Here is a 24,292-nt window from a genome sequence, read left to right as displayed (position 1 = left end):
TTTAGTTTTTCTTTTTTGATCCCGGCTGTATACCATTTATTTAACTGCTCTTGCGTCGCACACTTGTACAGCACCAATGTATGCAGCAAACAGCCAATTTTTACAAATAGCTACCATTGGCACATTACTATTTTATTAAAAAAACTGTTTAATATGACCAAAATCATCCATGAAACCGGTTGTATAAAACTAAACCTGTGTGGCAGCATTTACCGTAAATAACCATTTTTTGTTATTTACTCTTGGCCTGAATACTGCTGCCAATGTTGTTGCAGATGAACGGATTGCGACGCAAGGAACGATGATTTTTGTTCCTTTAGCTGGTATCAATCCCTGTTTTATTGTTAACGGATATGGATTATTTTCTAATAATGTGCAATATATTAAAAAAAGATTAAAACAAATCATTGTGACTATAATCACAGCCACAAGAAGTGCATTCAAGTATTTTTACTGTCACATTAAATGAAATACGTGATGGAAAGGGAACTATTGCTGCCAATTAAAGACAAGGCTTTTGATAAAGATCGTGTGGAAGATGAGATTGAAACCATCAAGCATCTGCTGCCATTTATAGAATCGTTTAATACCTTTTTTGTACTAAACGATGTATTTGATGTTCAAAGCCTGAAACGTGTAAAAAAATACGAAAAAGTAAAACATGCATTTGATAGCGGCATTAATATTTCGCACAAATACTATGTTTTTTCAAAAAACTAAATTTGTTTTCTATTTTGTTTTTCTGCCGCTTAAAAAGCGCACCCTTCTTACCTCCTGTACCGGCACATGTTGAATTTTACTTTCCAGCCAGGCAATAATATCCAGATACATAAAAGACCTTGATTCCAGAGGTTTGCCTTCTATTCCTTGCAACTTTTCTTTCAGTTTTACAAATGCTGGAATCATTTTATCCGGCGCCAGCGCAAATGATTTGCGCAGGAATTTAAAAATCTCCTCTTCTACCACACTAAGGTTTTTCATTTTTGCCATAAAGCGGTATACAGACTTAATTAAATATTCCAGTAATTGATGATTACCCAGTTCGTAATGTGCAATCAGGTGTAACAGGCGGGCATAACACTGCAAATCGGTACGCAAATCTACCTTAAGGTGAATAATTTTATTTAAATAATCAATGGCTTTTTCATTATTGCCACTGCCAAAATATAAACAGGCAATTTTGTAGTAAAATACCAAAATTCGGTGGCGGTCTAATTGCAACTGGTATTCCTTTAGCTTTTCTTCTATATAGGGTACCAGTTCAAGTCCCTGTTCAAAAGTGCCTTCCAAAAAATGTTTATTTATTTTGGCTATATGCAAATACACAAAGGTTTGAATACGGGCGTTGGCATTAATATTGGCATAATCAGAAGTGGAGAATGTTTCAAAACGGTGCAGGGTATCGTTAAAACCATCATAATTACTAAGATCGAAATGCGCACTTAATAAATTGTGAATGCCTTTTATGTATTGGCCTGCTTCTACCTTTTTCATAAAAGGTTCCTGCTCAAAAAGGTCTACCCATTTTTGAGAATAGCGGTAATACATCAACAAATCCTGTAAAATAAAATTATACCAGCAGTAAGATTGATATAGATATAGTTTCTCGTAAAACTGCATATCCTCCAAATGGCAAACGGGCAAATTGGCCTCAAAAAATGTTTTAACAGCTTCCACATCTTTTTCATCCCGGGCATGCCCCATTTTTATATATAGTCCATACAATTGCAGCGAAAGATTAGACAATGAGCTCATTTGGCTCAGGTGCATATTTACATCGTCTATTTCAAAACTCAAACGCTCGGCACGGTTCTCCAGGCTTCGGGTAATATGCAGGGCTTCAATTTTTTTCTCAAAAAAAAGTGCCTGCATTTGAAAAGTAAGCTGGTAATGCTCCTTTGCCAAATGCTTTATTTTACCCAATACCTTCAATGCTTGCAGGTACAAACCTTTGTTATACAAAATTCTGGCATAACTCATTTGCTCGTTTAGCTGCATGTCTATATTATCATCATCGTTGGAGTGGCGCAAACTTGCTAACAGTTGTTTGTACAAGCCAGCCTTCATATTAGACAATTGCTGTTTTTTGATACTGCGGTGTTTTTTTAGCAAATACTCCTCATCGTATACCTCCATTTTATCCAATGCATCAAACAAAAGCACCGACTTAAGGTCTTCATATCCGGAGATTCGTTTAATATATAACTTAAAATTGCGCTTTTCACCCTTATCCAGCGATTTAATTAGTTGAAAAAGCTCATCCGTATTTCTGTTAGGCATTGTAAAAATTATTTAATAAAACCCTTACCACCAAAGGATTATAATCCAAATACACCTACTTATACACCGTAAAGTTCACCCTATTTTTACCTGAATGGCAAAAGTACAAACTGTATTTTCGCAAACCCCTATTGTTTTTTAAAAATTCAAAGGGTCAAAAATAGGTTGCAGTACACTTTTACATCCAAATATTTTATATGCCGCAAAGAAAGATAGATATTTTCGACACTACTTTAAGAGATGGAGAGCAGGTTCCCGGTTGTAAGTTAAATACAAAAGAGAAAATTGAACTCGCCATTGCCCTTGAAGACCTTGGTGTAGATATTCTGGAGGCAGGCTTCCCCATATCCAGCCCCGGCGATTTTAATTCGGTACGTGAAATTTCAAAAGTGGTAAAAAATGTTACCATCACAGCCCTAAGCAGGGCCGTTCAAAAAGATATTGAAGTAGCCGCCGATGCATTAAAATATGCCGTAAGGCCACGTATACATACCGGCATTGGTACATCAGATTTGCATATAAAATCAAAATTCAACTCCAACAGGGAAGACATATTGCAACGCGCTATTCAATGCGTAAAATGGGCCAGGAATTTTGTGGACGATGTAGAATTTTATGCTGAAGATGCCGGCCGTACCGATAATGAATACCTTGCAAGGGTTATTGAAGCGGTAATTGGCGCCGGTGCCTCCGTTGTTAATATCCCCGATACTACAGGCTATTGTTTACCACATCAATACGGAGATAAAATTGCTTATCTCAAAAACAATGTTTCTAACATTGATAAAGCTACGATTTCATGCCATTGCCACAACGATCTGGGTTTAGCTACCGCTAACTCAATCGCAGGAGTAATTGCCGGTGCAGGACAAATAGAATGTACCATCAACGGATTAGGCGAACGTGCCGGCAATACCTCTCTTGAAGAATGTGTGATGATTTTAAAGCAACACCACTCATTGGGTTTTTACACCAACATTAAAACGGAAAAATTAAATCCCATGAGCCGCCTGGTAAGCGATACCATGCGCATGCCCGTGCAGCCCAATAAAGCCATCGTTGGCGGTAATGCCTTTGCCCACAGCAGTGGTATTCATCAGGATGGCTTTTTAAAAGATGCACTTACTTACGAAATCATCAACCCAAGAGATGTGGGTGCCGATGATTCAAAAATTGTATTAACAGCCCGCAGCGGTCGCAGTGCACTGGCACACCGCTTTCAAAAAATAGGCTACCAGTTCAACAGAAACGATGTGGATGCATTGTATCAGCAATTTCTGGTAGTGGCCGATAAGAAAAAAGAAGTGCAGGACGAAGACCTGCATCAAATGGCAAAAGAATACCAGTTAACAGTGGTAAACGCATAAAACAAATATGTACCCGGCACCATAACCCGGGCAACATCCTTGCGTCGCACACCTGAACTGCATCACAACAGGCAACAAAAAGTTTAGTAAGCCAACCACTTACCATACTAAAACATACTTAAACAATGGTTAGCGTTTTTACACAATTCTCATGTGCCAAAAGCCTCAAACATTTTCATTTGGGCATCAACGATTGAACTTGCATAAAAGGCTTTGTAAAAATGCGGCCATTGTTTATTAAAATATCCAATAAGGCAATTGTTTACCACAAATGCCTCTAACCATGAAAATCCATGTCTTGATAAGAAGACACAACATGTTATGAAAAAAAGTATAACCGTCATTAATGGCGATGGAATAGGCCCCGAAGTAACAGCACAAGCCATAAAAGTGCTGGATGCTATTGCCGGGCACTTTCATCACGAGTTTAACTACACCTATTGCTTAATGGGTGCAGATGCCATTGACAAAACGGGCAATCCACTACCCGACGAAACCATTGAAAGTTGCCTAAATACTGATGCCGTTTTATTTGGCGCCATCGGCCATCCAAAATACGATAACGATCCATCAGCTAAAGTAAGACCCGAGCAGGGTTTGCTTAAATTGCGCAAATCATTACAGTTATTTGCCAATATACGCCCAATCAATACCTATATCGCGCTGCAACACCTATCGCCATTAAAAGCCAAATACCTCGAAAATGTAGATTTTATCATTTTCCGTGAATTAACTGGCGGTATTTATTTTGGCAAAAAAGAATTATCCGAAGACGGTAACAGGGCTTCAGACGATTGCGTGTATACCACACCCGAAATAGAAAGGGTAGCGCATCTGGCCTTTCAATATGCGCAAAAAAGAAAAAAGAAATTAACGCTGGTAGATAAAGCCAATGTGCTGGAAACCTCCCGTCTCTGGCGTAAAATCATACAACAAATTGCTACTGCCTATAAAGAAGTAGCTGTAGATTACATGTTTGTAGACAATGCATCCATGCAAATCATCCTCAACCCAAAGCAATTTGATATCATTCTTACAGAAAACATGTTCGGCGATATCATCAGCGATGAAGCCAGTGTGCTCACAGGTTCAATAGGCCTTTTACCTTCTGCATCCGTTGGTATTGGTACAGCTCTTTTCGAACCTATCCATGGTTCCTATCCACTCGTAGCAGGAAAAGATACCGCAAATCCAATAGGCTCAATCTTATCTGCCGCCATGATGCTGGATTATTTTCAAATGCCCGAAGAGGCAAAACTGGTGCGACAGGCAGTTGACTGGACATTGGAAAACAGATTTGTAACTAAAGATATAGACACTATCAATTTTTATTTTACCTCTACCATCGGTGATCTGGTGGCAGAATACATCAACAATAAAATAAGCGATGTAGTAAATCAGAAAAATATAGAATTGAGAAAATCTACCATCATATAAAAGCGCTGCTTAAACACAGCAAATAAAAAAGTTCTTTGTTAATTCATATGGCGGGTGTATTTTCGTTGTACAACACTTCAACATGCAGTTACGCGGTTTAAATAATGTACTTCTACTCACTATCATTCTGGTAGTGCTAGTCATTATTATTCCTGTAACAAACTGAGGTGGTGTAAACTGTTAACTTATTACAACTAAACTATACAAACCCGCCTCACCTAGAGGCGGGTTTTTTGTTTTATTGTATGCAGGTTATTAACCCGGCACAAGTATCGCTATACAGCTTTACTTGCGTCGCACACTTGTACAACAGTAATATCCGTCGGCAAAAAGCAATATGATTAATAAAGCATAAAAACAACAACATGGCATCTTATTACAACGAGAATACAATTCTCTACTTAAACGGCACCTACGTAAAAGCTACAGAAGCAAAAATGGATTATTACAGCCAATCGCTGCACTATGGTTATTCCGTTTTTGAAGGCATACGTTCATATAAAACCGTAAATGGCGAAACCAGTATTTTCAAGCCTGAAGAACATTTTACCCGCCTAAAAAATTCGGCCGAAGCTTTAAATATGCCATACACATGGACCAACCAGGAATTAATTGATGCCAGTTACGAAGTATTAAAAAGAAACAACCTGCAGGATGCCTATATACGCCCCGTAGTGTATGCACCGGCCAATATGAGCTTTGTACAAAATACAGAATCTTTCATTTTTATTGAAGTATGGCCCATGCTGCCATTTTTAGGTGAAAAGTTGCTGCGTGTTATGACCTCCTCATTCCAAAGACCTAATCCAAAAGGGTTTAAGATAACCGCCAAAGCAGCCGGCCACTATGTAAATTCTATCCTGGCCAGCCAGGAAGCAAAAGCCAATGGCTTTGATGAAGCCCTACTTACAGATATGCTAGGCTTTGTTGCCGAAGGGCCCGGCGCCAATATGTTTTATGAAAAAGATGGTGCTTTATTAACACCTTCATTAGGCAATATCTTACCCGGCATTACACGTGCTACCGTATTTGAAATAGCCGAAGAAATGGGTATCCCTGTAACAGAAAAACAAATTACATCCGAAGAACTAAAACAGGCAGATGCAGCTTTTTTCTGCGGTACTGCCGCCGAAGTGATTGGCTGGGAATCAATAGACAATGTCAGTTTCAAAAAGAACTGGAATGATACCATCAGTAAAAAAATTAAAGAAGCCTATGCGGCAAGGGTAATTGAAATGGAAATACATCAAACAGTAGAAGCTTAATTACCAGAGATCTAATTCATAATGTATCTGGAGGCACAAAGCAAAAATTAACTTAAAGACGATAAAATACAAGTATACACAATGGCTGAATTAAACAAATATTCCAAAACCTTAACGCAGGATGTTACTCAACCCGGCGCACAGGCAATGTTTTATGCAATTGGCTTTAAAGAAGAAGACTTTAATAAAGCGCAGGTAGGTATTGTTAGTATGGGCTGGGATGGTAATCCCTGTAATATGCACCTTAACGATCTGGCTACAACAGTAAGAGAAAGTGTAAACAAAACTGAAGGTTTACTTGGCCTTCGTTTTCATACTATAGGCGTTAGCGATGGTATTAGTATGGGTACAGATGGTATGCGCTATAGCCTTGTTAGCCGCGATGTAATTGCCGATAGCATTGAAACCAATGCCGGCGCACAATATTATGACGCCCTTATCGGTATTCCAGGTTGCGATAAAAATATGCCGGGCACCATCATGGCCATGGGCCGGTTAAATCGTCCATCCATTATGTTATATGGAGGCACCATTGCACCTGGCCATTACCAGGGACATGGAGATTTAAACATAGTTTCTGCCTTTGAAGCCCTGGGCCAAAAAATTGCTGGCAACCTAAGTGAGGCTGATTTTAAAGGAATTGTGCAACATGCCTGTCCCGGTGCCGGTGCCTGCGGCGGTATGTACACCGCCAATACCATGGCCAGCGCTATCGAGGCAATGGGCATGAGTTTACCTTTCTCCTCTTCCAACCCGGCATTAAGCGAAGAAAAGCAAAGAGAATGTGCCGCTGTTGGTGAAGCCATAAAAATCATCCTTGAAAAAGATATCAAACCCCGCGATATCATGACACGTAAAGCATTTGAAAATGCCATTACCGTTATCATGGTTTTAGGCGGTAGCACAAATGCTGTTTTACACCTTATTGCTATGGCAAAAAGTGTAGATGTGTCTTTAACTCAGGATGATTTTCAGGCAATAAGTAATAAAATTCCGGTATTGGCCGATTTTAAACCAAGCGGTAAATACTTAATGGAAGACCTCCATCAATATGGCGGGGTACCTGCAGTAATGAAATACCTGTTAGGCAAGGGTTTATTACATGGTGATTGCATTACTGTTACAGGCAAAACCGTGGCAGAAAATCTGGCCGACGCACCAGATCTTGATTTTGAAAAACAAAAAATCATTATGCCTTTGGAAACGCCTTTAAAAGCTACTGGCCATTTACAAATACTTTACGGCAATTTGGCAGAAGGTGGTAGTGTTGCAAAAATTAGTGGTAAAGAGGGCGAACGCTTTCAAGGTACGGCAAGGGTATTTGATGGTGAACATGACTTAATAAAAGGTATTCAATCTGGCCGCGTACATGCAGGCGATGTGGTGGTTATCCGCAATATTGGCCCCAAAGGCGCACCGGGTATGCCCGAAATGCTAAAACCCACAGGTGCCATTATTGGCGCGGGTTTGGGCAAATCTGTAGCATTAATTACAGATGGTCGTTTTAGTGGCGGCACACATGGTTTTGTGGTTGGGCATATTACTCCGGAAGCCTTCGAAGGCGGTTTAATTGGATTGGTGCAGGACGATGATATTATTGAAATAGATGCCATCAATAATACCCTCAATTTAAAAGTAAGCGATGAGGTAATTGCACAAAGAAAAGCAGGCTGGCAACAACCCGCTCTCAAAGCCACAAAAGGTATTTTATTTAAATATGCCCGCAGTGTAAAAAATGCTGCACAAGGCTGTGTAACAGATGAGGATTAATTTTTTGTACCCGGCAGTACAGGTACCTGCAACATCCGTTGCGTCGCACACTTGTACTGCAACAAATAATGCAACAAAATAAAATTTAAGCATGACAAAACAATATTTTAAAGAGCTGGCTGCCTATAATGTTTGGGCCAACAATATTGTTTGTAACTGGCTGGAAGCACTTACCGAAGAGCAGTGGAACCAGGAGATTGTCAGCAGCTTTAATAGTATTCAACAAACCGTATTGCATGTAATTAGTGCAGAAAAAGCGTGGCTGGAAAGATTTAATCATAATCCCTCCATTGTTTGGTTGCAGCCAGTTTATAAGGGTACCAAAAACGAACATATTGCCTTGTGGAAAGAAACATCTGCAGGCTTAAAAAATTTGATAGATACGTTTGATGAAGATACGCTTAACACCAACCTTAACTTTAGCCGGTTAAACGGAGATGCTTATTCCATGCCCTATTATCAGTTGTTTGCGCATGTATTTAATCACTCCACCCAACACAGGGGCCAATTGGTTACTATGGTAAGGCAGGCAGGTTTTACAGGCGTAACATCAACTGATTTATTGGCGGCTTATCGTTTACCATTGCAATAAAACAAATGGCTGCATATAGTTGTGGCGTACAAGTGAGTGACACAAGTAAAGCTGAATGAATTTACAAATGCTGATAACAAAAAATATTTTATGAGTACACTGGAAGCATTAGAACAACAAATTGAAACACCTGTTGAAAAGTCAATATCTATAACAGGTAGCGAGGCAGTATTAAAGGCATTAATTGCCGAAGGTGTGAAAACCGTTTTTGGTTACCCCGGCGGCGCCATTATGCCCATTTACGATGCCCTGTATGATTATGAGGATAAACTGCAACATATACTTGTGCGTCACGAACAGGGTGGTATTCATGCTGCACAGGGTTATGCGCGTACATCGGGTAATGTAGGGGTGGTATTTGCTACCAGTGGCCCCGGTGCTACCAACCTTGTTACCGGTTTGGCTGATGCCCAAATTGATAGTACACCAATAGTGGCCATTACCGGACAGGTATTTGCGCACCTGCTGGGTACCGATGCATTCCAGGAAATTGATGTGATAAATATTACCACACCAGTAACCAAATGGAACTATCAGGTTACAGATGCTACTGAATTACCAGCCATTTTAGCCAAAGCATTTTATATTGCCCGCAGCGGCCGCCCGGGACCCGTACTAATTGATATTACCAAAAATGCACAGCTGCAAAAATTTGATTTTACTGGTTACGAGCCCTGCCACCATGTGCGCAGCTACCGCCCAAAACCTATAATACGTAAAGAATATATTGAAGAAGCAGCCCAGCTTATTAACGAAGCCAAAAAGCCATTTGTAATTTTTGGACAAGGGGTTATACTTGGCCGTGCCGAAGCTGAATTTAAAGCCTTTATTGAAAAAGGTGGTTTTCCCGCAGCCTGGACTATTCTTGGCCTAAGTGCTTTAGAAACTGATCATCCGCAAAATGTGGGCATGCTGGGTATGCATGGCAATTACGGCCCAAATGTTTTAACCAACGAATGTGATGTATTAATTGCCATTGGCATGCGGTTCGACGACAGGGTTACCGGCCGACTTGATAAATATGCCAAACAGGCCAAAGTAATTCACCTGGATATTGACCCCGCAGAAATTGATAAAAATGTAAAAGCTACCGTACCTGTATGGGGAGATTGCAAAGAAACTTTGCCCCTGCTTACAGAACTGATAACTAAAAAAGAACATACAGATTGGCTGCAGCGGTTTTATTCTTTTACCGAAGAAGAGCAGGCTATTGTGATAAGAAAAGAAATGCACCCAACAGTAGAAGAAATGAGCATGGCCGAGGTAATAGATGCACTTAACGAACTTACCAAAGGCGATGCAGTTATTGTAACAGATGTTGGCCAGCACCAAATGGTAGCCTGCCGTTATGCCAAATTCACGCAGTCAAAAAGCAATGTAACATCCGGCGGTTTGGGTACCATGGGTTTTGCACTGCCTGCAGCCATTGGCGCCAAATACGGCGCACCCGAAAGAACAGTAGTAGCCATTATAGGCGATGGCGGATTTCAAATGACATTGCAGGAAATGGGCACCATTATGCAATTTGGCGCAGCGGTAAAAATACTAATTCTTAATAATAATTTCCTGGGCATGGTGCGCCAGTGGCAGGAGTTATTCCATAGCAAAAGGTATTCTTTTGTAGATATTCAAAGCCCCAATTTTGTTACCATTGCCAAGGGCTATGGCATTGAAGGCCAAACTGTACATCACAGGGATGGTTTAAAAAATGCGCTAAAAGAAATGCTTGATCACGATGGCGCCTATTTACTGGAAGTAATGGTGGGTAAAGAAAACAATGTATTTCCCATGGTACCACAGGGTTGCAGTGTATCAGAAATAAGATTGCAATAAGGGTTAACCCGGCAATAGCAAAGCATTACGCTTTACTTGCGTCGCACACTTGTACAGCATTAATACTATTCAACAAAAGCCAGCAGCAAAAAGCCAACAACAATGAAACAGGAATATACCATTACGGTGTACACAGAAAACCAGATAGGTTTACTAAACCGTATAGCCATAATATTTTCGCGCAGAAAAATTAATATAGAAAGCCTGAACACTTCTCCTTCAGAAATAGACAGCGTACACCGCTTTACGATAGTAATTAATGAAGTGGAAGAAGTAGTAAAAAAACTTTGCCGCCAAATTGAAAAACAGGTAGAAGTATTAAAAGCCTACTACAATACCAACGATGAAATTTTATGGCAGGAACTGGCCTTATACAAAGTACCAACCGATGAAATTGCAGAAAAGGTTAAGGTAGAACGCCTGTTACGCCAATATGGTGCAAGGGCAGTGGTAATACGTAAAGACTATACCGTATTTGAAACCACCGGCCACCGCGAAGAAACAGAAGCCTTAATAAAAGCACTGGAACCTTATGGCCTGATTGAATTTGTACGCAGTGCCCGTGTAGCCATTATTAAAAGCAGCGCCGGGTTTCACGAAAAGTTGCGTGAATTTGAAAGTCAGCAGCCGGGTGAAGAAGTAATAGAAAATGAGTTCCTAAATAAACGTGGCGAAGTGTTTACGATGTAAATAAATGATATGATTATAGGCATGGTATTATTTCCAAACCTTACACAATTAGACCTAACAGGCCCCTATGAAGTATTTGGAAGATTGCCATCCACACAAGTTCTTTTAATTGCGGAAAACAATACAGCGGTAAAAGCAGATAATGGTTTACTATTAACACCAGATTGTACGTTTACTACTGCGCCACAGGTAGATATTTTATTTGTACCTGGTGGTCGTGGTATTTTTGAGGCCATGCAGCAAGCACCACTGATTCATTTCTTGCAGCAACAAGCCATAAAAGCCAGTTATATTACCTCGGTATGTACCGGTTCTTTGGTATTGGCAGCTGCTGGTTTACTGGATGGCTATAAAGCTACCACACACTGGTTATCACTTAACCTGCTGGCCATGTTTAAGGTAGAAGTAATAGAGGACCGGGTGGTAATAGACCGAAACAGAATTACCGGCGGTGGTGTAACTGCGGGCATAGATTTTGGCTTAACCATTGCAGCAAAACTATTTGGCGGAGATACTGCTAAAGAAATTCAGTTAATGATGGAGTACAATCCAGCGCCGCCATTTAACAGTGGCTCACCCGCTACAGCTGATGCAGCAATGGTACAAAAAGCTATTACAGACAGGGCTGCAATACAAAACGAAAGAGCGGCACTGATAAAAAAATTGTTCTTATGACAGTTGAAAAAACCATACCTGTCTTACGCATTTTTAGTTATGAAAAAGCGGTTGAGTTTTATATTGGCTGGCTGGGGTTTACCATTGACTGGGAACATATATTTGAAGAGAACACACCCGTTTACATGCAGGTATCAAAAGGGAATATTACCCTGCACCTGACAGAACAAGTAGGTGATTGTACACCGGGCGCCAAGGTTTTTTTCTGGTGTAATGGGTTAGAGGCTTTTTTTAATGAGTTGCAAACCAGACCTTACAAATATTACAGGCCATCGTACGAGCAGGTGTTTTATGGGGCCATGTGTGTAAGTGTTACAGATCCGTTTGGCAACCGCTTATCGTTTAATGAAGCACTAAATAACAGTGTTTAGCTGAAAGCATTGTTGCAGCACAAGAGTGCGACGCAACAGATGCTTAATTAATAACAGAAAAATGGGCTAATAACAATTTTTAAATAAACATTTAAACAATCCTCTGTACACCTTTTGGTTGGGAGGGCAAAACAAAGCAACATGGCAAAATTAAATTTCGGCGGAGTGGAAGAAAATGTAGTAACTCGGGAAGAGTTTCCACTTGCAAAAGCGCAGGAAGTTTTAAAGAATGAAGTAGTAGCAGTAATAGGTTATGGCGTACAAGGCCCAGGCCAGGCGCTTAACCAACGCGACAATGGTATTAACGTAATAGTTGGCCAGCGTAAAAGTTCTAAAACATGGGATAAAGCTATTGCAGATGGTTTTGTACCCGGCGAAACCCTGTTTGAAATTGAAGAAGCATTAGAGCGTGGTACTATTATTTGCTACCTGCTTAGCGATGCCGCACAAATTGAACTGTGGCCTACCGTAAAAAAACATTTAACTGCGGGTAAAGCGCTATATTTCTCTCATGGTTTTGGTATTACGTTTAACGAGCAAACCGGCATTGTGCCTCCAGCCGATGTAGATGTATTTTTAGTGGCACCAAAAGGCAGCGGTACATCTTTACGCAGAATGTTTTTACAAGGCCGTGGCTTAAATAGTTCTTATGCTATTTTCCAGGATGCCACAGGCAGAGCAAAAGAAAGATGTATTTCATTGGGTATTGCCGTAGGTAGCGGTTACCTGTTTGAAACCAACTTTAAAAAAGAAGTATATAGCGATCTTACCGGTGAGCGTGGCACCTTAATGGGCGCCATTCAGGGTATTTTTGCCGCCCAATACCAGGTATTGCGCGATGCAGGTCATACCCCTTCTGAAGCTTTTAATGAAACTGTAGAAGAGTTAACCCAATCACTAATGCCATTGGTAGCAGAAAATGGTATGGATTGGATGTATGCCAACTGCTCTACCACAGCACAACGTGGCGCTTTGGATTGGTGGAAAAAATTCCGCGATGCTACTGCACCCGTATTTAAAGAATTATACGAAAGCGTGGCTACCGGTAAAGAATCGCAGCGTTCTATTGATAGTAACAGTAAGGCAGATTACCGCGTAAAACTGGAAGAAGAATTAAAAGAATTACGCGAAAGCGAAATGTGGCAGGCTGGCCAAACTGTAAGAAGTTTACGTCCTGAAAATCAGAAATAAACGTTTTTGCAAAGTACTGTTTATTAACCCGGCAAAAGTGCAGGCTTCAGCACCGCTTGCGTAGCACTCTTGTACTGTTATAACAATACGCAGCAAAACCACATAAAAAGCCGGAACCAGTTGTAAACTACAACCGTGTTCCGGCTTTTATTTTATTACTATTAGGTTTTATAAAGCCTTTTGTAAAGCTTCTACCACGGCTTTGGTATTGCCCACAAAAATTTGTTTATTAACAATAGCCACCGGACGTTTTAAAAACGTATACTCTTCCAATATCAGTTTGCGGTAATCTTTTTCGGTAAGCGCCTGCTCGTGAAGTCCCATGCTACGGTATTTAAGCGCTTTACGGCTAAATAAAGCCTCGTAACTGCCGGCAAGTTTTTTCATTTCGTCTAATTGTGCGGGGCTAATGGCTTCGGTTTTAATATCCTGTAATTCGGCCTGCTTGTTTACAGCATCCACATCCTTTAAAATGCGCTGACAGGTAGAGCAGCTGGCCAGGTGGTATATTTTCTTCATACAAAATTTTGCAAAAAAACAAATAATATGCCCATAAAGTTGGGGTAGGTACTAACTATTTGCGCTCTTTCCTTCATTCGTAAACAAAAAATAAAAGGCAAGTGTTATTTTTGCAGGTCTTATATACTGAACAGTGGAAAAGCAGCTTTGGCTGCCATAAGGGTAAAAGACAAAGCATATTAACATTACAAAAGACAAGTTATGATTAAAACAGGCAATCCGGTAATTAGCATTTATACAGAAATGACGCCCAACCCCGAAACAATGAAGTTTGTAGCCAACAAACTATTGTATCCGGGCAAAAGCATTGATTTTCCTGATGAAACCATTGCCGGGCCTTCACCTTTGGCTAAAGAACTGTTTAGCTTTCCTTTTATAAAAAGTGTGTTTATAGCCAGCAATTTTGTTACGCTTACCAAAACAATTGAAACCGGCGACTGGCAGGATGTAATACCTACCATTAAGGAGTTTTTGAAAGATTACCTGGAAAATGGTGGTGCAGTGGTAAATGATGATGAGGTAGCTAAAATGAAGCAGGAAAGCAGCAACACCGTGTTGGCTGATGATGATGATGTGGTAAAAAGAATTAAAGAGTTATTAGATAATTATGTGCGCCCCGCAGTAGAAATGGATGGTGGCGCTATTCAATTTAAAAGCTATGACGAAGGTGTGGTAAACCTGATGTTGCAAGGCAGTTGCAGCGGTTGCCCATCTAGTATGATTACTTTAAAAGCCGGCATAGAAGGCATGATGAAGCGTATGATACCGGAAGTAAAAGAAGTAGTAGCCGAAGCAGAATAAGCAAGTTTGTTTCCCCGTTAATAAACAAGCATCCCTCTATAAAAGGGGTGCTTTTTTATTGATACAAATGCAGGCAATGCCGTTTTCTTTTGCACCATGCTTTTGCTTTGTAACTATGGCGGTATTTAAAATAAAAAAATCCCTTGATTTGTTGCCATAAAAGTGGAACGCCGCAGTGTGCGACGCAAGTGCCGATGCCATAAGTTTTAAATGCCCGGCACATAAAAAATTCTACATACCGGCAATAGCATAACTCATGAATTCTTTTGCGTAAACGCACAGCTGGCATATCTTCATGCAACCATGGTACAAGAGATAATTAGTCAATTTATTGCCGGCATGCAAACCACCGGCTGGCTTGAATATATAGCTGTTTTTACAGGCATAGCCAGTGTTTGGTACAGCAAAAAAGAAAATATACTGGTTTACCCAATTGGTTTAATTAATACCATTATTTATATATGGATATCAGTAGAAGGGCATTTGTTTGGAGAAGCCAGTGTAAATTTTTATTACACGGTAATGAGTATTTATGGCTGGATTTTATGGACTAAAAAAGATGAGCAACAACAACTGGTGGTAAATATTACCAGCTCATCGGCCAGGGAGTGGATACAGCAATTAGCATTTTTTGGGGCATTTTATATTGCTTTGTTTTTTGCACTTACCTATATTAAAAACACATTTGCACCGGGTGCCATACCCTGGGCCGATGCTTTTGCAAGTGCCACCGCATATACCGGCATGTGGCTAATGGCCCGCAAAAAAGTAGAAAGCTGGATATGGTGGATATTAACCGATTTTGCTTCGGTGCCCTTATACTTTGTAAAAGGCTATACCTTTACCAGCGTTTATTACATTATATTATTGGTGCTGGCATTTGGCGGATTAATGGAATGGCGCAAAAAAAGTGCAGCCCAGCATTCCAACATAACTTTGGCATAATCCCTTAATTAATACATACCATGCAGGTAAAAAAAATTGTAATTATTGGCCCGGAAAGTACCGGAAAAAGCACGCTAAGCGCACAACTGGCGGCACAATTTAATACCCTTTGGTGCCCTGAGTATGCACGGGAATACCTAACCAAATATGGCACAGAGTACGACTTTAACGATTTGCTTAGCATTGCCCAAGGCCAGCTGGAATTAGAAAGTGAACATACAAATTCTGCCCACTCCAATAACCAGCCATTACTTTTTATAGATACTGATATGTATGTGATGAAAGTTTGGTGCGAGTATGTATTTGGCAAGTGCCATACACAAATTCTGGATGAAATTGGCCAACGCAAATATGATTTGTATTTGTTGTGCAATATAGATTTACCCTGGGTAAAAGACGATTTAAGGGAATACCCCAACGAGGGGCCCAGGCAAGAGCTTTATCATATTTATAAAGACCTGCTAATTAACCAACAAACCCCCTGGGTTGATATTAGCGGCAATTACGAAGAGCGATTACAAAAAGCCATTACTGCAGTTGAAAAATATTGCCTTTAAGGAGTAAAAAATAATACCAGCTATAGTTTATAAAGCATCACCTCTTGCGTCGCAATCACTTTATCGTTCCACTTTTATGGCAGCCATAAAACAATAAAACAGATATTGTAGTTAATAGTCTGTTGCGATTGTTTTATCAAAAGGAAGTTTTAGTTGAGCGGCAATATCCTCGTCTTTGCGGCCCTGTAAAACATCCAGCCCATACTTAATACTAGCCGGCGGGGTAAAATGGTAAGTACCAAATAGCCTGTCCCAAAAAGAAAAAATATTACCATAGTTGGTATCTGTTTCCGGCCGCATATAATGGTGATGTATCCGATGCATGCCAGGTGTAACAATAAGCCATGAGGCAATAGCATCAAGCTTTGCCGGAATTTTAATATTGGCGTGGTTAAATTGAGATAATACGGCACTTAGCGTTTGGTATAACATTACCAGCCATATGGGAGCACCGGTAATACAAACTGCAATGATAGCAAATACGGCCCTAAAAACACTTTCGCCAGGGTGGTGCCTGTTGGCGGTGGTTGTATCTACATGCGTATCTGCATGATGCACCATATGAAATTTCCACATCCATTTTACTTTGTGTTCTATCAGGTGTATACAATAGGCTCCAATTAAATCCAACAACAGTAAACCCAATACAAGTTGTACCCAAAGTGGCATAGCAATACCCTGCAAAAAACCCATTTTATGCTGTACACACCAATCGCTGCATAATACCAATAAATAAGCAAAGGCAAAATTGATGACGATAGTAGTAAGTGTAAAAAAAAGGTTTACGCCGGCGTGTTTCCATTTATTGTAGTTAAATGAAAATAAGGGAGCCGCCAGTTCCAGCAACCAAAAAAAACTAATACCTCCTGCCAAAATCAAAGTACGGTGCAAGGATGGAATATGTTCAAAATAGGCTATAATGGTTTCCATGGCGAACAATTTCCATAGTAAGGTAGCACATATTTCACCATAATAGCGGCGTTGCGAAAATTTTAAGGCGGGTAAATACGCTATTTTTCTGCAGACAAAATTTGTGCTTTAAGAATACAGTGTTTAACCTGCATCAACTAAACAAGAAGCTAATATCGTCTGCTGTTAGTTTTTTTACAAAACCTGTTTCCTCACTAATCAGATCATCGGCAAGGCTTTTTTTGCGCTCTTGCAAAGCCAGTATTTTTTCTTCAACAGTGTCTTTGCAAATCATTTTATAGGCAAACACTTTATTTTGCTGCCCTATGCGGTGGGTACGGTCAATAGCCTGCTGTTCTGCGGCAGGGTTCCACCAGGGGTCTACCAGGTACACATAATCGGCAGCGGTAAGGGTTAAGCCAACGCCACCCGCTTTTAAGCTTATCAAAAAAACCTGCTCATCTGCTTTTGTTTGAAACTGTTGTACCAATTCATTTCTTTTATCAGCAGGCGTACCGCCATCTAAATACAAATAAGGAATGAAACGTTCTTCCATAGCCCTTGCAATTAATTGCAGCATACCTGTAAACTGAGAAAACACCAGCACTTTATGGTTACCAATATTTTCTTCCAGCTCGCTTAGCAATTCATCCATCTTTACCGATTCAGTAATTGCAATATTTTCATCTTTTAGTAATTGAGGGGCATTACATACCTGTCTTAATCTGGTTAAGCCTTCCAGTATATAAATAGCATTTTTGCCTACCCCCTCCTGTTCAATTCGGTTTAACAAACTATCGCGATAATAATTTTTTACCGCATCATATACTTTACGTTGAGCAGCGCCCATTTCGCACCAAAGGGTAATTTCGGTTTTTGAAGGCAGGTCTTTGGCTACCTGTTCTTTGGTTCTCCTTAATAAAAACGGATATATTATTTTACGTAATTGTGCCGCCTTTTCTTTATTGCCAAACTTGTCTATTGGGTTGGCAAATTCTGCTTTAAAAAACTCCCTGCTACCTAATAAACCGGGGTTAAGAAAATGCATCTGTGCATATAAATCGAAGGTGTTATTTTGAATGGGTGTACCGCTTAAAATAATCCGGTTTCTACTTTGCAACAATTGAACAGCTTTTGTTACCTGAGAAACGGGGTTTTTAATAGAGTGGCTTTCATCAAGTACTATATAACCAAAAAAATAATCTTGCAATAATTCAATATCGCTGCGTACGGTTCCATAACTACTGATAATTATATTATACGGCTGCCATGTAGTAATATCACAAACACGCTGCGGGCCATGGTGAATAATAAATGTTAATTGAGGTGCAAATTTTTTCAATTCATTTTCCCAATTATATAACAGCGAGGTTGGGCAAATAATCAAATGCTTTTCATCCGGGTATTTATTTACAATATGCTGCAAAAATGTGATGGTTTGCAATGTTTTGCCCAAACCCATATCATCGGCCAGGCAGCCGCCCCATTGCATTTCATCCAATAATGCCATCCAGTTATAACCAGCTTTCTGGTAATCTCTTAAACTGGCATTTATTTGTTTGGGTAATTCAAAAACGGATTCATCAGCTTCCTGTACGCGATTCCATTTTTCCCGTTGAGATAGAGGTATTACCTGGTTGGCAATAGTATCATCACCACCCATGCTTTGCAAAACAGACCAATGTACTTTAGAGAGGCGTAAGGAGTTTTTATCAGTTTTCCCCAACCGGAATAGCAATGCATATTGCGTTAGCCATTCTTCTGGTATGGCGCCAATTGTGCCATCTTTTAACAATAAAAAAGACTGCCTGTTAAAAATGGCCTTTTGTAAATCGGCCAGCGCTACCTGCTCATCACCATAAGCAATGGTTACCTGTAAATCAAACCAATCTATACCATTACCCTTATGCGTAACCGTAATTACAGGCGTATGCAAATTATACCTGAAATGTTGCAGGTGCTCCATTCCATATACAGGTATATCTTTATCGATAAGCTTACGGTAAAATTTTACAAACCACTGGCTTTTGGCAGCTTCATCAAACGACAGATAAAAATAATCGTTACGTTGTTGTTCAAATTTTTTGTGGCAGCTGCGTATAAAACCCAGTATAGTTTGCTCTTCCTCAATAGCCCGTTTAATATGTATTTCACCGGTTTCATTAGTAAGTACCGTAACTTTTTCGGGGGCATTTTCCAGCTCATATTCGCCATACTGCCAATGCATGCGCAGCATTAAAAAACTATTATTTAGTTCACTTAAATACAGTTTACATTGCGGCTGGGTTTCTATTTCTTCTACCTTAATAACTGCCCTGGTATTTACCTCGTATCTGGTAGCCAGCGGCTGTACCACCTGTTGCATAAATGCAGGCCATTCCTTTTCGGTAGTATCCATAAACCCGTTAGGAAACTGGCCCAGGGTATCTGCATCTTCGGGTTTTAATAAAAAAAATTCTGCCTTGCTTTGCAATAAAAAATCATGCTGTTTAAAATCGGATGCATGGTAGCTAACATCATTAATATTTACCATGGCCAATATGCGTATACGACCATGTGGCAAACGGATACATACAAATGACAATACGGGCAAATAATTGCTTAGCACTGCAGGTTTTAGCACAGTTGTGGTAATAAGCATATCATCTACCGCCTGATAAAACCAGGTGATAAGTGAAACGTATGGCTTTATATTACTAAATAACCCGTACTGGTGATTGCGCAGTTGGTTATATGGCAACTCGTGAATGGCTACAGCCTTTTGCAAAGGATAGTTTTTTTGCCAGGCCGCAAATATTTTTTCCTGTGCAAATGCTTCTACTACTGCATATACAGCAGCAGGCAGGTATTTAAATGGCAACATAGAATAGGTGCCGGTTAATGGAAATACTTTAATATCCCTGCTGCCGTTTTGCTGGTGCACTATCAACCCTTTTACATGAACAGGCTTGCCGGTTTTGCCACTAACATCAATAAGCAATCCTGGTGTAGAGGTTTGCTTTTTACTAACTGATGATTTTGGTTTTCCCAAATGCATATTACGGGTTTAAAGTGCGCAATAATACATCAATCTGATTTTATGAACACATAATTAAAAGGCAAAAAATAACTTATTTTTTTTGAGCCATGCTGTACAGCTTTGTGCAGCTGTACTTGCGTCGCACACTTGTGCTATGGAACTGGCATGGGCTGTTTACCGGTTGCTGCAAGCCCATTAAAGCGCTGAAAGTACAAGAGTGCGACGCAAGAAAAGCCTGATTTCTATACTACAGCCTGGTACAAAAAAAAATGCGACCGCCTTTGCAGACGGTCGCTTTATAATAGTTGATTTGATAACTGTTAATTAAAGATATAACGGATACCAAATTGGCCCTGCCAACGTGAAAATATACTTGTATTATCAGTATAGCTGTTAACCAACGGAATTTGGTTAGATGGATCCACATAAGGGAAAGAGAAACGTGGTTTACCTGCATTATTAGGATCTGCTGATGGCACTAAACCTTCGTACTTAAGGAATGAAGTAGAAGTGAATTGTTTAGCGATGCCCCAGTTTTTATTAACAAAGTTACCAGCGTTAATAAGATCGAAAGTAAGGCGTAAAGTGTGTTTGTTTTTCTCTTTACCGGTAAAGAAATAAATATCCTGTGTAATATTAAGATCTAAACGTTTGTAGAAAGGCAATACTGCTGCATTACGGGCTGCAACCTCACCACGGTGTGCACTTAAATAAGGATCTTGCTTGATAAAGTTGTTTAACTGTGCATAGATTTGAGCAGGCGTTCTTGTATCAGTAATTGTACCGCCACCGGTATTAACTGGTACAAGTACAATATCAGTAGCATCTTTAGGAATATAGATAAGGTCGTTATTACCACCTGTACCATCGTTATTAGCGTCGCCATTATAGGTAAATGAACCAACACCTGCTGGTGCAGCTTCAAAAATTAAACCTATTGAAGTTGCATAATGTTTGCCATACTCAAAACGGTAAGAAGCAGAAGCAATTACACGGTGAGGCTGGTAAAAGTTAGCATAGCCTAATTCAATAGCATTAGGATCGCCTTGTACTGGTCTGTCTCTCCACATACTTGCAGCAATAGAACCACCATCATTTAATGATTTAGAGTTGCTGTAAGTGTAGGCAATACTGGCGTAAAAATTACGCATGGTTTTTTGCAACTGGAAAGTGATATTGTATGCATAACCTTCGTTAGCATTCGTCATCAAGATAGCATTGCTGATATTAGGATTGGTAACACTTGCAGTTGGTTTACCACCCCAAATTTTAGTACTATCGTAACGGATTCTTGGATCTGAACCAACAAATGCTTTACCGGTAGAAGGTAAGTTTACATTTTGGAAGTATACGGCATCAATATCTTTAGAATAAGTTGCTTCTAATGTAGCTACTACATTACCAGGCAATTTTCTATCAATAGCCAGACTGGCTTTTAATGCCTGAGGATATTTGAAATCCTTATCGGTAAATACCAGGTTATATGAGGTATTCTCTGCAGTAGCACTTGGTCTGTATGTATTTACATCTTCGCTAAAAGCAACATTGGTTTTAGAGAAAGAACCAAACTGTACACCATTGTTACTTGCCTGGTTACTAATCCATACAAATGGAGGAGGACCAGCAAAAATACCAACACCACCACGCACCTGGGTTTTCTTATCACCGGTTACATCCCAGTTAAAACCAACTCTTGGAGAGAATAAAGGATTGGTACCTGGTTTTAGACCCACATCATATTTTTTACCATCGCGGAAGGTAAGTGCAGGTACATATGGGTTAGATTCAAATTGGTCTTTGAAAATGGGTAAATCAACACGTAAACCATAGGTAAGAGTAAATTTATTATTCACCCTCCATTTGTCTTGTGCAAAGAAACCTAATTCAGTAGAACCAATTTTAGCAAATGGGAAAGAACCATCTTTTGTAACAGCATATTGCAAATTATAACTGGTAGCATTAGCTGCTCCATTAATAGCGCTATTATAAAAATCAGTAAGTGTGTTAAAACGGTATACACCCTGATAATTTGGAGCAAAGCCGTTTTTGAATTTCTTAATATAATTCTGTGTACCAAAAGTTAATTCGTGTGACCCTTTATACATAGTAAAGATGTCAGAGAACTGAATGATATCAGTATTCAATACGTTGTTATAAGTAAATGGCTCATAACCAAAAGAAGTATAGGTTTGTCCCTGACCATTCATAATATCCACCAATGGAAAATCAGCACCTGCAAGGCTGGCCCTGAAATCTCTAAGTTGTGTGATACCAACCTGCAATTTATTAGACATCCTGTTGTTAAAACGGGTGTTTAACTCTGCAATAAGGATATTGAAATTATTGTTGATAACATAACCACTACCACTAAAAGGTAAACTGGTAGCTCCTGGCTGTCTGTTTCCGCCTGGGGCACCACTGTTACTTGCAGCAATTTCTCTTGAAGATTTAAGATAGTTATACTTGATAGTGAAAGTGTTTTTTGTATTGATATTCCAATCAATCTTTGCAGTTAACTTATCACTTTTTGTTTTATAACTATAACCCTGATATTCACCTGGATTATAACCATAAGTATCTATCAAAAACTGCTTTAATTTATTCAAAGTATCTGCGTTAGCTAAAGATACAGAAGCTGGGTTAGGCTGGTTATTTGCATCTGATGCAATATAGCTGGTAGCTGGTGTAGTTACACGTTCCTGTTCTGCACTAACAAAATAGAATAATTTATTTTTTACCAGTGCACCACCAAAGGCAAAACCATTTAAGCTATAATCGAATTGCTGTTTTGGTATTTCTGCTGTTCTTACATTATAACCTTGTGTACCCGGGCCTTTTAAATAAGTATACACAGTTCCTTTTACCTGATTGGTACCACTGCGGGTAACTGAGTTTACACCAGCACCGGAAAAACCACCTTGTCTAACGTCAAAAGGAGAAATATTTACCTGAATTTGTTCTATCGCATCCAATGAAATAGGCTGAGAATTTGTTTGGCCACCTAAGGTACCAGACAAACCAAATGCGTTATTAAAGTTGGCACCATCTACAGTGATATTATTATAAGCACCATTACGGCCACCAAAGCTTAAACCATTGGCAGAAGGGGTTAATTTGGTAAAATCCTGTAAAGAACGGTTAATAGTAGGCAGTCTTTCAATTTGTGAACGACTGATGATTTCCTGACTACCTGTACGGCTGTTATTGAAAATTTTATTTTGGCTTACAGCTGATACAACTACTTCGGTAAGGCTTTTTGAATCGGCCACCAAAGCAAAATCGGCTTTGTATTCCTGACCTAATAGCAGGGATACATTTTCCTGAGGTTCTGCTTTAAAACCAACATAGCTTACAGTAATTGTGTATGGTCCGCCAATTTTAAGGTTGGGAAGATTGTAACGGCCATCCTTACGACTGGTAGTTACATATTTGGTACCTGTTGGCACGTGCAATGCAGTAATGGTGGCACCACCAATCGCATTTCCATTATCGGTAACTACACCAATAATGTCTGAAGTAGTTTCCTGTGCAAATGAAGCTATAGCCAGCCCCAAAAACAGAAAAATACCCAAAATCTTGTTTACTGATTTTCGCATAACTGTATTTTTTTGCAAAGGTGGGTGTTGTGTGTTTACTACACATTGACTTAATGTTAAGGAATTGTTAACTAAAAATTTGTTAAAAGATGGGTTACCTTAGATAATATTTACCATTTTAGTATTAAAATAGAAATTATCAAATTTTTTAAGGCTTTTTGCTCCTCAAACTAATGAGGTCTTGTTTAAGAATTTAACAAATTTCGAATTTAGTAATAACAGGTATTTAGACCTTGAAATTACAGGCTAATCGGCTAAGGCAAACTAAAAAGTGTTTTTTCAGGCCAAATAAATTGCTCTTATGTTGGCCAAACGACTTCTAGCATATACTAAAAACTGTAATAGTAATCATCTTACACTTGTTAAAAATGCGTGGGTGATGGCATTAATTTTTGCTGCTTTATTTGCTACAGATGAAAGGATTGCGACGCAAGAGGCGATGCCATTATATGCCACTGCTGGTATTATACATGTT

The 24,292-nt window shown here is 39.6% G+C and carries 20 protein-coding genes; 15 read left to right on the top strand and 5 right to left on the bottom strand.

The window, feature by feature from the left end; translation table 11 throughout:
- Window positions 1-199: 199 nt before the first annotated feature.
- Complete coding sequence (locus GD597_RS14065) at window positions 200-469, top strand: hypothetical protein (protein ID WP_171608513.1); 270 nt, start codon at window positions 200-202, stop codon at window positions 467-469.
- Window positions 466-720, top strand: coding sequence for a hypothetical protein (locus tag GD597_RS14060; protein ID WP_171608512.1), 255 nt, complete (start codon window positions 466-468; stop codon window positions 718-720). The genes GD597_RS14065 and GD597_RS14060 overlap by 4 nt, the downstream gene beginning before the upstream one ends.
- Window positions 721-729: 9 nt before the next feature.
- On the opposite strand, the gene GD597_RS14055 is transcribed toward GD597_RS14060, so the two are convergent.
- Window positions 730-2,280 (bottom strand): hypothetical protein, encoded by a 1,551-nt coding sequence (locus tag GD597_RS14055; RefSeq protein WP_171608511.1) that lies wholly within the window; start codon window positions 2,278-2,280, stop codon window positions 730-732.
- A 197-nt stretch (window positions 2,281-2,477) separates the two neighbouring features.
- On the opposite strand from GD597_RS14055, the gene GD597_RS14050 reads away from it, so the two are divergent.
- From GD597_RS14050 to ilvC, 10 genes are all read left to right on the top strand, one after another.
- Window positions 2,478-3,647, top strand: coding sequence for a 2-isopropylmalate synthase (locus GD597_RS14050; RefSeq protein WP_171608510.1), 1,170 nt, complete (start codon window positions 2,478-2,480; stop codon window positions 3,645-3,647).
- 321 nt (window positions 3,648-3,968) lie between these two features.
- On the top strand, window positions 3,969-5,084 hold the full coding sequence (gene leuB / locus GD597_RS14045; protein ID WP_171608509.1) for a 3-isopropylmalate dehydrogenase: 1,116 nt from the start codon (window positions 3,969-3,971) through the stop codon (window positions 5,082-5,084).
- 365 nt (window positions 5,085-5,449) lie between these two features.
- On the top strand, window positions 5,450-6,349 hold the full coding sequence (locus tag GD597_RS14040) for a branched-chain amino acid transaminase (RefSeq protein ID WP_171608508.1): 900 nt from the start codon (window positions 5,450-5,452) through the stop codon (window positions 6,347-6,349).
- Between the two features lie 81 nt (window positions 6,350-6,430).
- Complete coding sequence (gene ilvD / locus GD597_RS14035) at window positions 6,431-8,119, top strand: dihydroxy-acid dehydratase (RefSeq protein ID WP_171608507.1); 1,689 nt, start codon at window positions 6,431-6,433, stop codon at window positions 8,117-8,119.
- Between the two features lie 91 nt (window positions 8,120-8,210).
- Window positions 8,211-8,711, top strand: a complete 501-nt coding sequence (locus GD597_RS14030) for a DinB family protein (protein WP_171608506.1) — start codon at window positions 8,211-8,213, stop codon at window positions 8,709-8,711.
- A 90-nt stretch (window positions 8,712-8,801) separates the two neighbouring features.
- Window positions 8,802-10,544, top strand: a complete 1,743-nt coding sequence (gene ilvB / locus GD597_RS14025; RefSeq protein WP_171608505.1) for a biosynthetic-type acetolactate synthase large subunit — start codon at window positions 8,802-8,804, stop codon at window positions 10,542-10,544.
- A 102-nt stretch (window positions 10,545-10,646) separates the two neighbouring features.
- Entirely contained in the window at window positions 10,647-11,234 is a 588-nt protein-coding gene (gene ilvN / locus GD597_RS14020) for an acetolactate synthase small subunit (protein WP_171608504.1), read from the top strand.
- 9 nt (window positions 11,235-11,243) lie between these two features.
- Complete coding sequence (locus GD597_RS14015; RefSeq protein WP_171608503.1) at window positions 11,244-11,909, top strand: DJ-1/PfpI family protein; 666 nt, start codon at window positions 11,244-11,246, stop codon at window positions 11,907-11,909.
- Window positions 11,906-12,280 carry a glyoxalase superfamily protein gene (locus GD597_RS14010; RefSeq protein WP_171608502.1) on the top strand — a complete coding sequence of 125 codons (375 nt, stop codon included), beginning with the start codon at window positions 11,906-11,908 and terminating at the stop codon, window positions 12,278-12,280. The genes GD597_RS14015 and GD597_RS14010 overlap by 4 nt, the downstream gene beginning before the upstream one ends.
- A 141-nt stretch (window positions 12,281-12,421) precedes the next feature.
- Window positions 12,422-13,471: a ketol-acid reductoisomerase gene (ilvC, locus tag GD597_RS14005; RefSeq protein WP_171608501.1), complete on the top strand. Its 1,050-nt coding sequence runs from the start codon at window positions 12,422-12,424 to the stop codon at window positions 13,469-13,471.
- Window positions 13,472-13,639: 168 nt separating this feature from the next.
- Here the strand turns inward: ilvC and GD597_RS14000 are convergent, their stop codons facing one another.
- Window positions 13,640-13,990: an arsenate reductase family protein gene (locus GD597_RS14000; protein WP_171608500.1), complete on the bottom strand. Its 351-nt coding sequence runs from the start codon at window positions 13,988-13,990 to the stop codon at window positions 13,640-13,642.
- A gap of 201 nt (window positions 13,991-14,191) precedes the next feature.
- Here GD597_RS14000 and GD597_RS13995 point away from each other — a divergent pair, with 201 nt between their 5' ends.
- The 3 genes from GD597_RS13995 to GD597_RS13985 all read left to right on the top strand — a co-directional run bounded on the left by GD597_RS13995 (window position 14,192) and on the right by GD597_RS13985 (window position 16,293).
- Window positions 14,192-14,791, top strand: coding sequence for a NifU family protein (locus tag GD597_RS13995; RefSeq protein WP_171608499.1), 600 nt, complete (start codon window positions 14,192-14,194; stop codon window positions 14,789-14,791).
- A 303-nt stretch (window positions 14,792-15,094) separates the two neighbouring features.
- Complete coding sequence (gene pnuC, locus GD597_RS13990) at window positions 15,095-15,736, top strand: nicotinamide riboside transporter PnuC (RefSeq protein WP_171608498.1); 642 nt, start codon at window positions 15,095-15,097, stop codon at window positions 15,734-15,736.
- A 20-nt stretch (window positions 15,737-15,756) separates the two neighbouring features.
- Window positions 15,757-16,293 carry an AAA family ATPase gene (locus GD597_RS13985; protein ID WP_171608497.1) on the top strand — a complete coding sequence of 179 codons (537 nt, stop codon included), beginning with the start codon at window positions 15,757-15,759 and terminating at the stop codon, window positions 16,291-16,293.
- A 111-nt stretch (window positions 16,294-16,404) separates the two neighbouring features.
- On the opposite strand, the gene GD597_RS13980 is transcribed toward GD597_RS13985, so the two are convergent.
- The 3 genes from GD597_RS13980 to GD597_RS13970 form a co-directional block, all read right to left on the bottom strand.
- Window positions 16,405-17,223 (bottom strand): sterol desaturase family protein, encoded by an 819-nt coding sequence (locus tag GD597_RS13980; protein ID WP_171608496.1) that lies wholly within the window; start codon window positions 17,221-17,223, stop codon window positions 16,405-16,407.
- Between the two features lie 133 nt (window positions 17,224-17,356).
- Window positions 17,357-20,239: a DEAD/DEAH box helicase gene (locus GD597_RS13975; RefSeq protein ID WP_171608495.1), complete on the bottom strand. Its 2,883-nt coding sequence runs from the start codon at window positions 20,237-20,239 to the stop codon at window positions 17,357-17,359.
- A gap of 302 nt (window positions 20,240-20,541) precedes the next feature.
- The gene (locus GD597_RS13970; protein WP_171608494.1) at window positions 20,542-23,817 is read right to left on the bottom strand and encodes a TonB-dependent receptor; all 3,276 of its coding nucleotides are present in this window, start codon (window positions 23,815-23,817) and stop codon (window positions 20,542-20,544) included.
- Window positions 23,818-24,292 lie beyond the last annotated feature (475 nt).

This window comes from Limnovirga soli (assembly GCF_013106755.1).
Taxonomy (GTDB): domain Bacteria; phylum Bacteroidota; class Bacteroidia; order Chitinophagales; family Chitinophagaceae; genus Limnovirga; species Limnovirga soli.
This window is presented reverse-complemented; position numbering and strand designations above follow the sequence as displayed.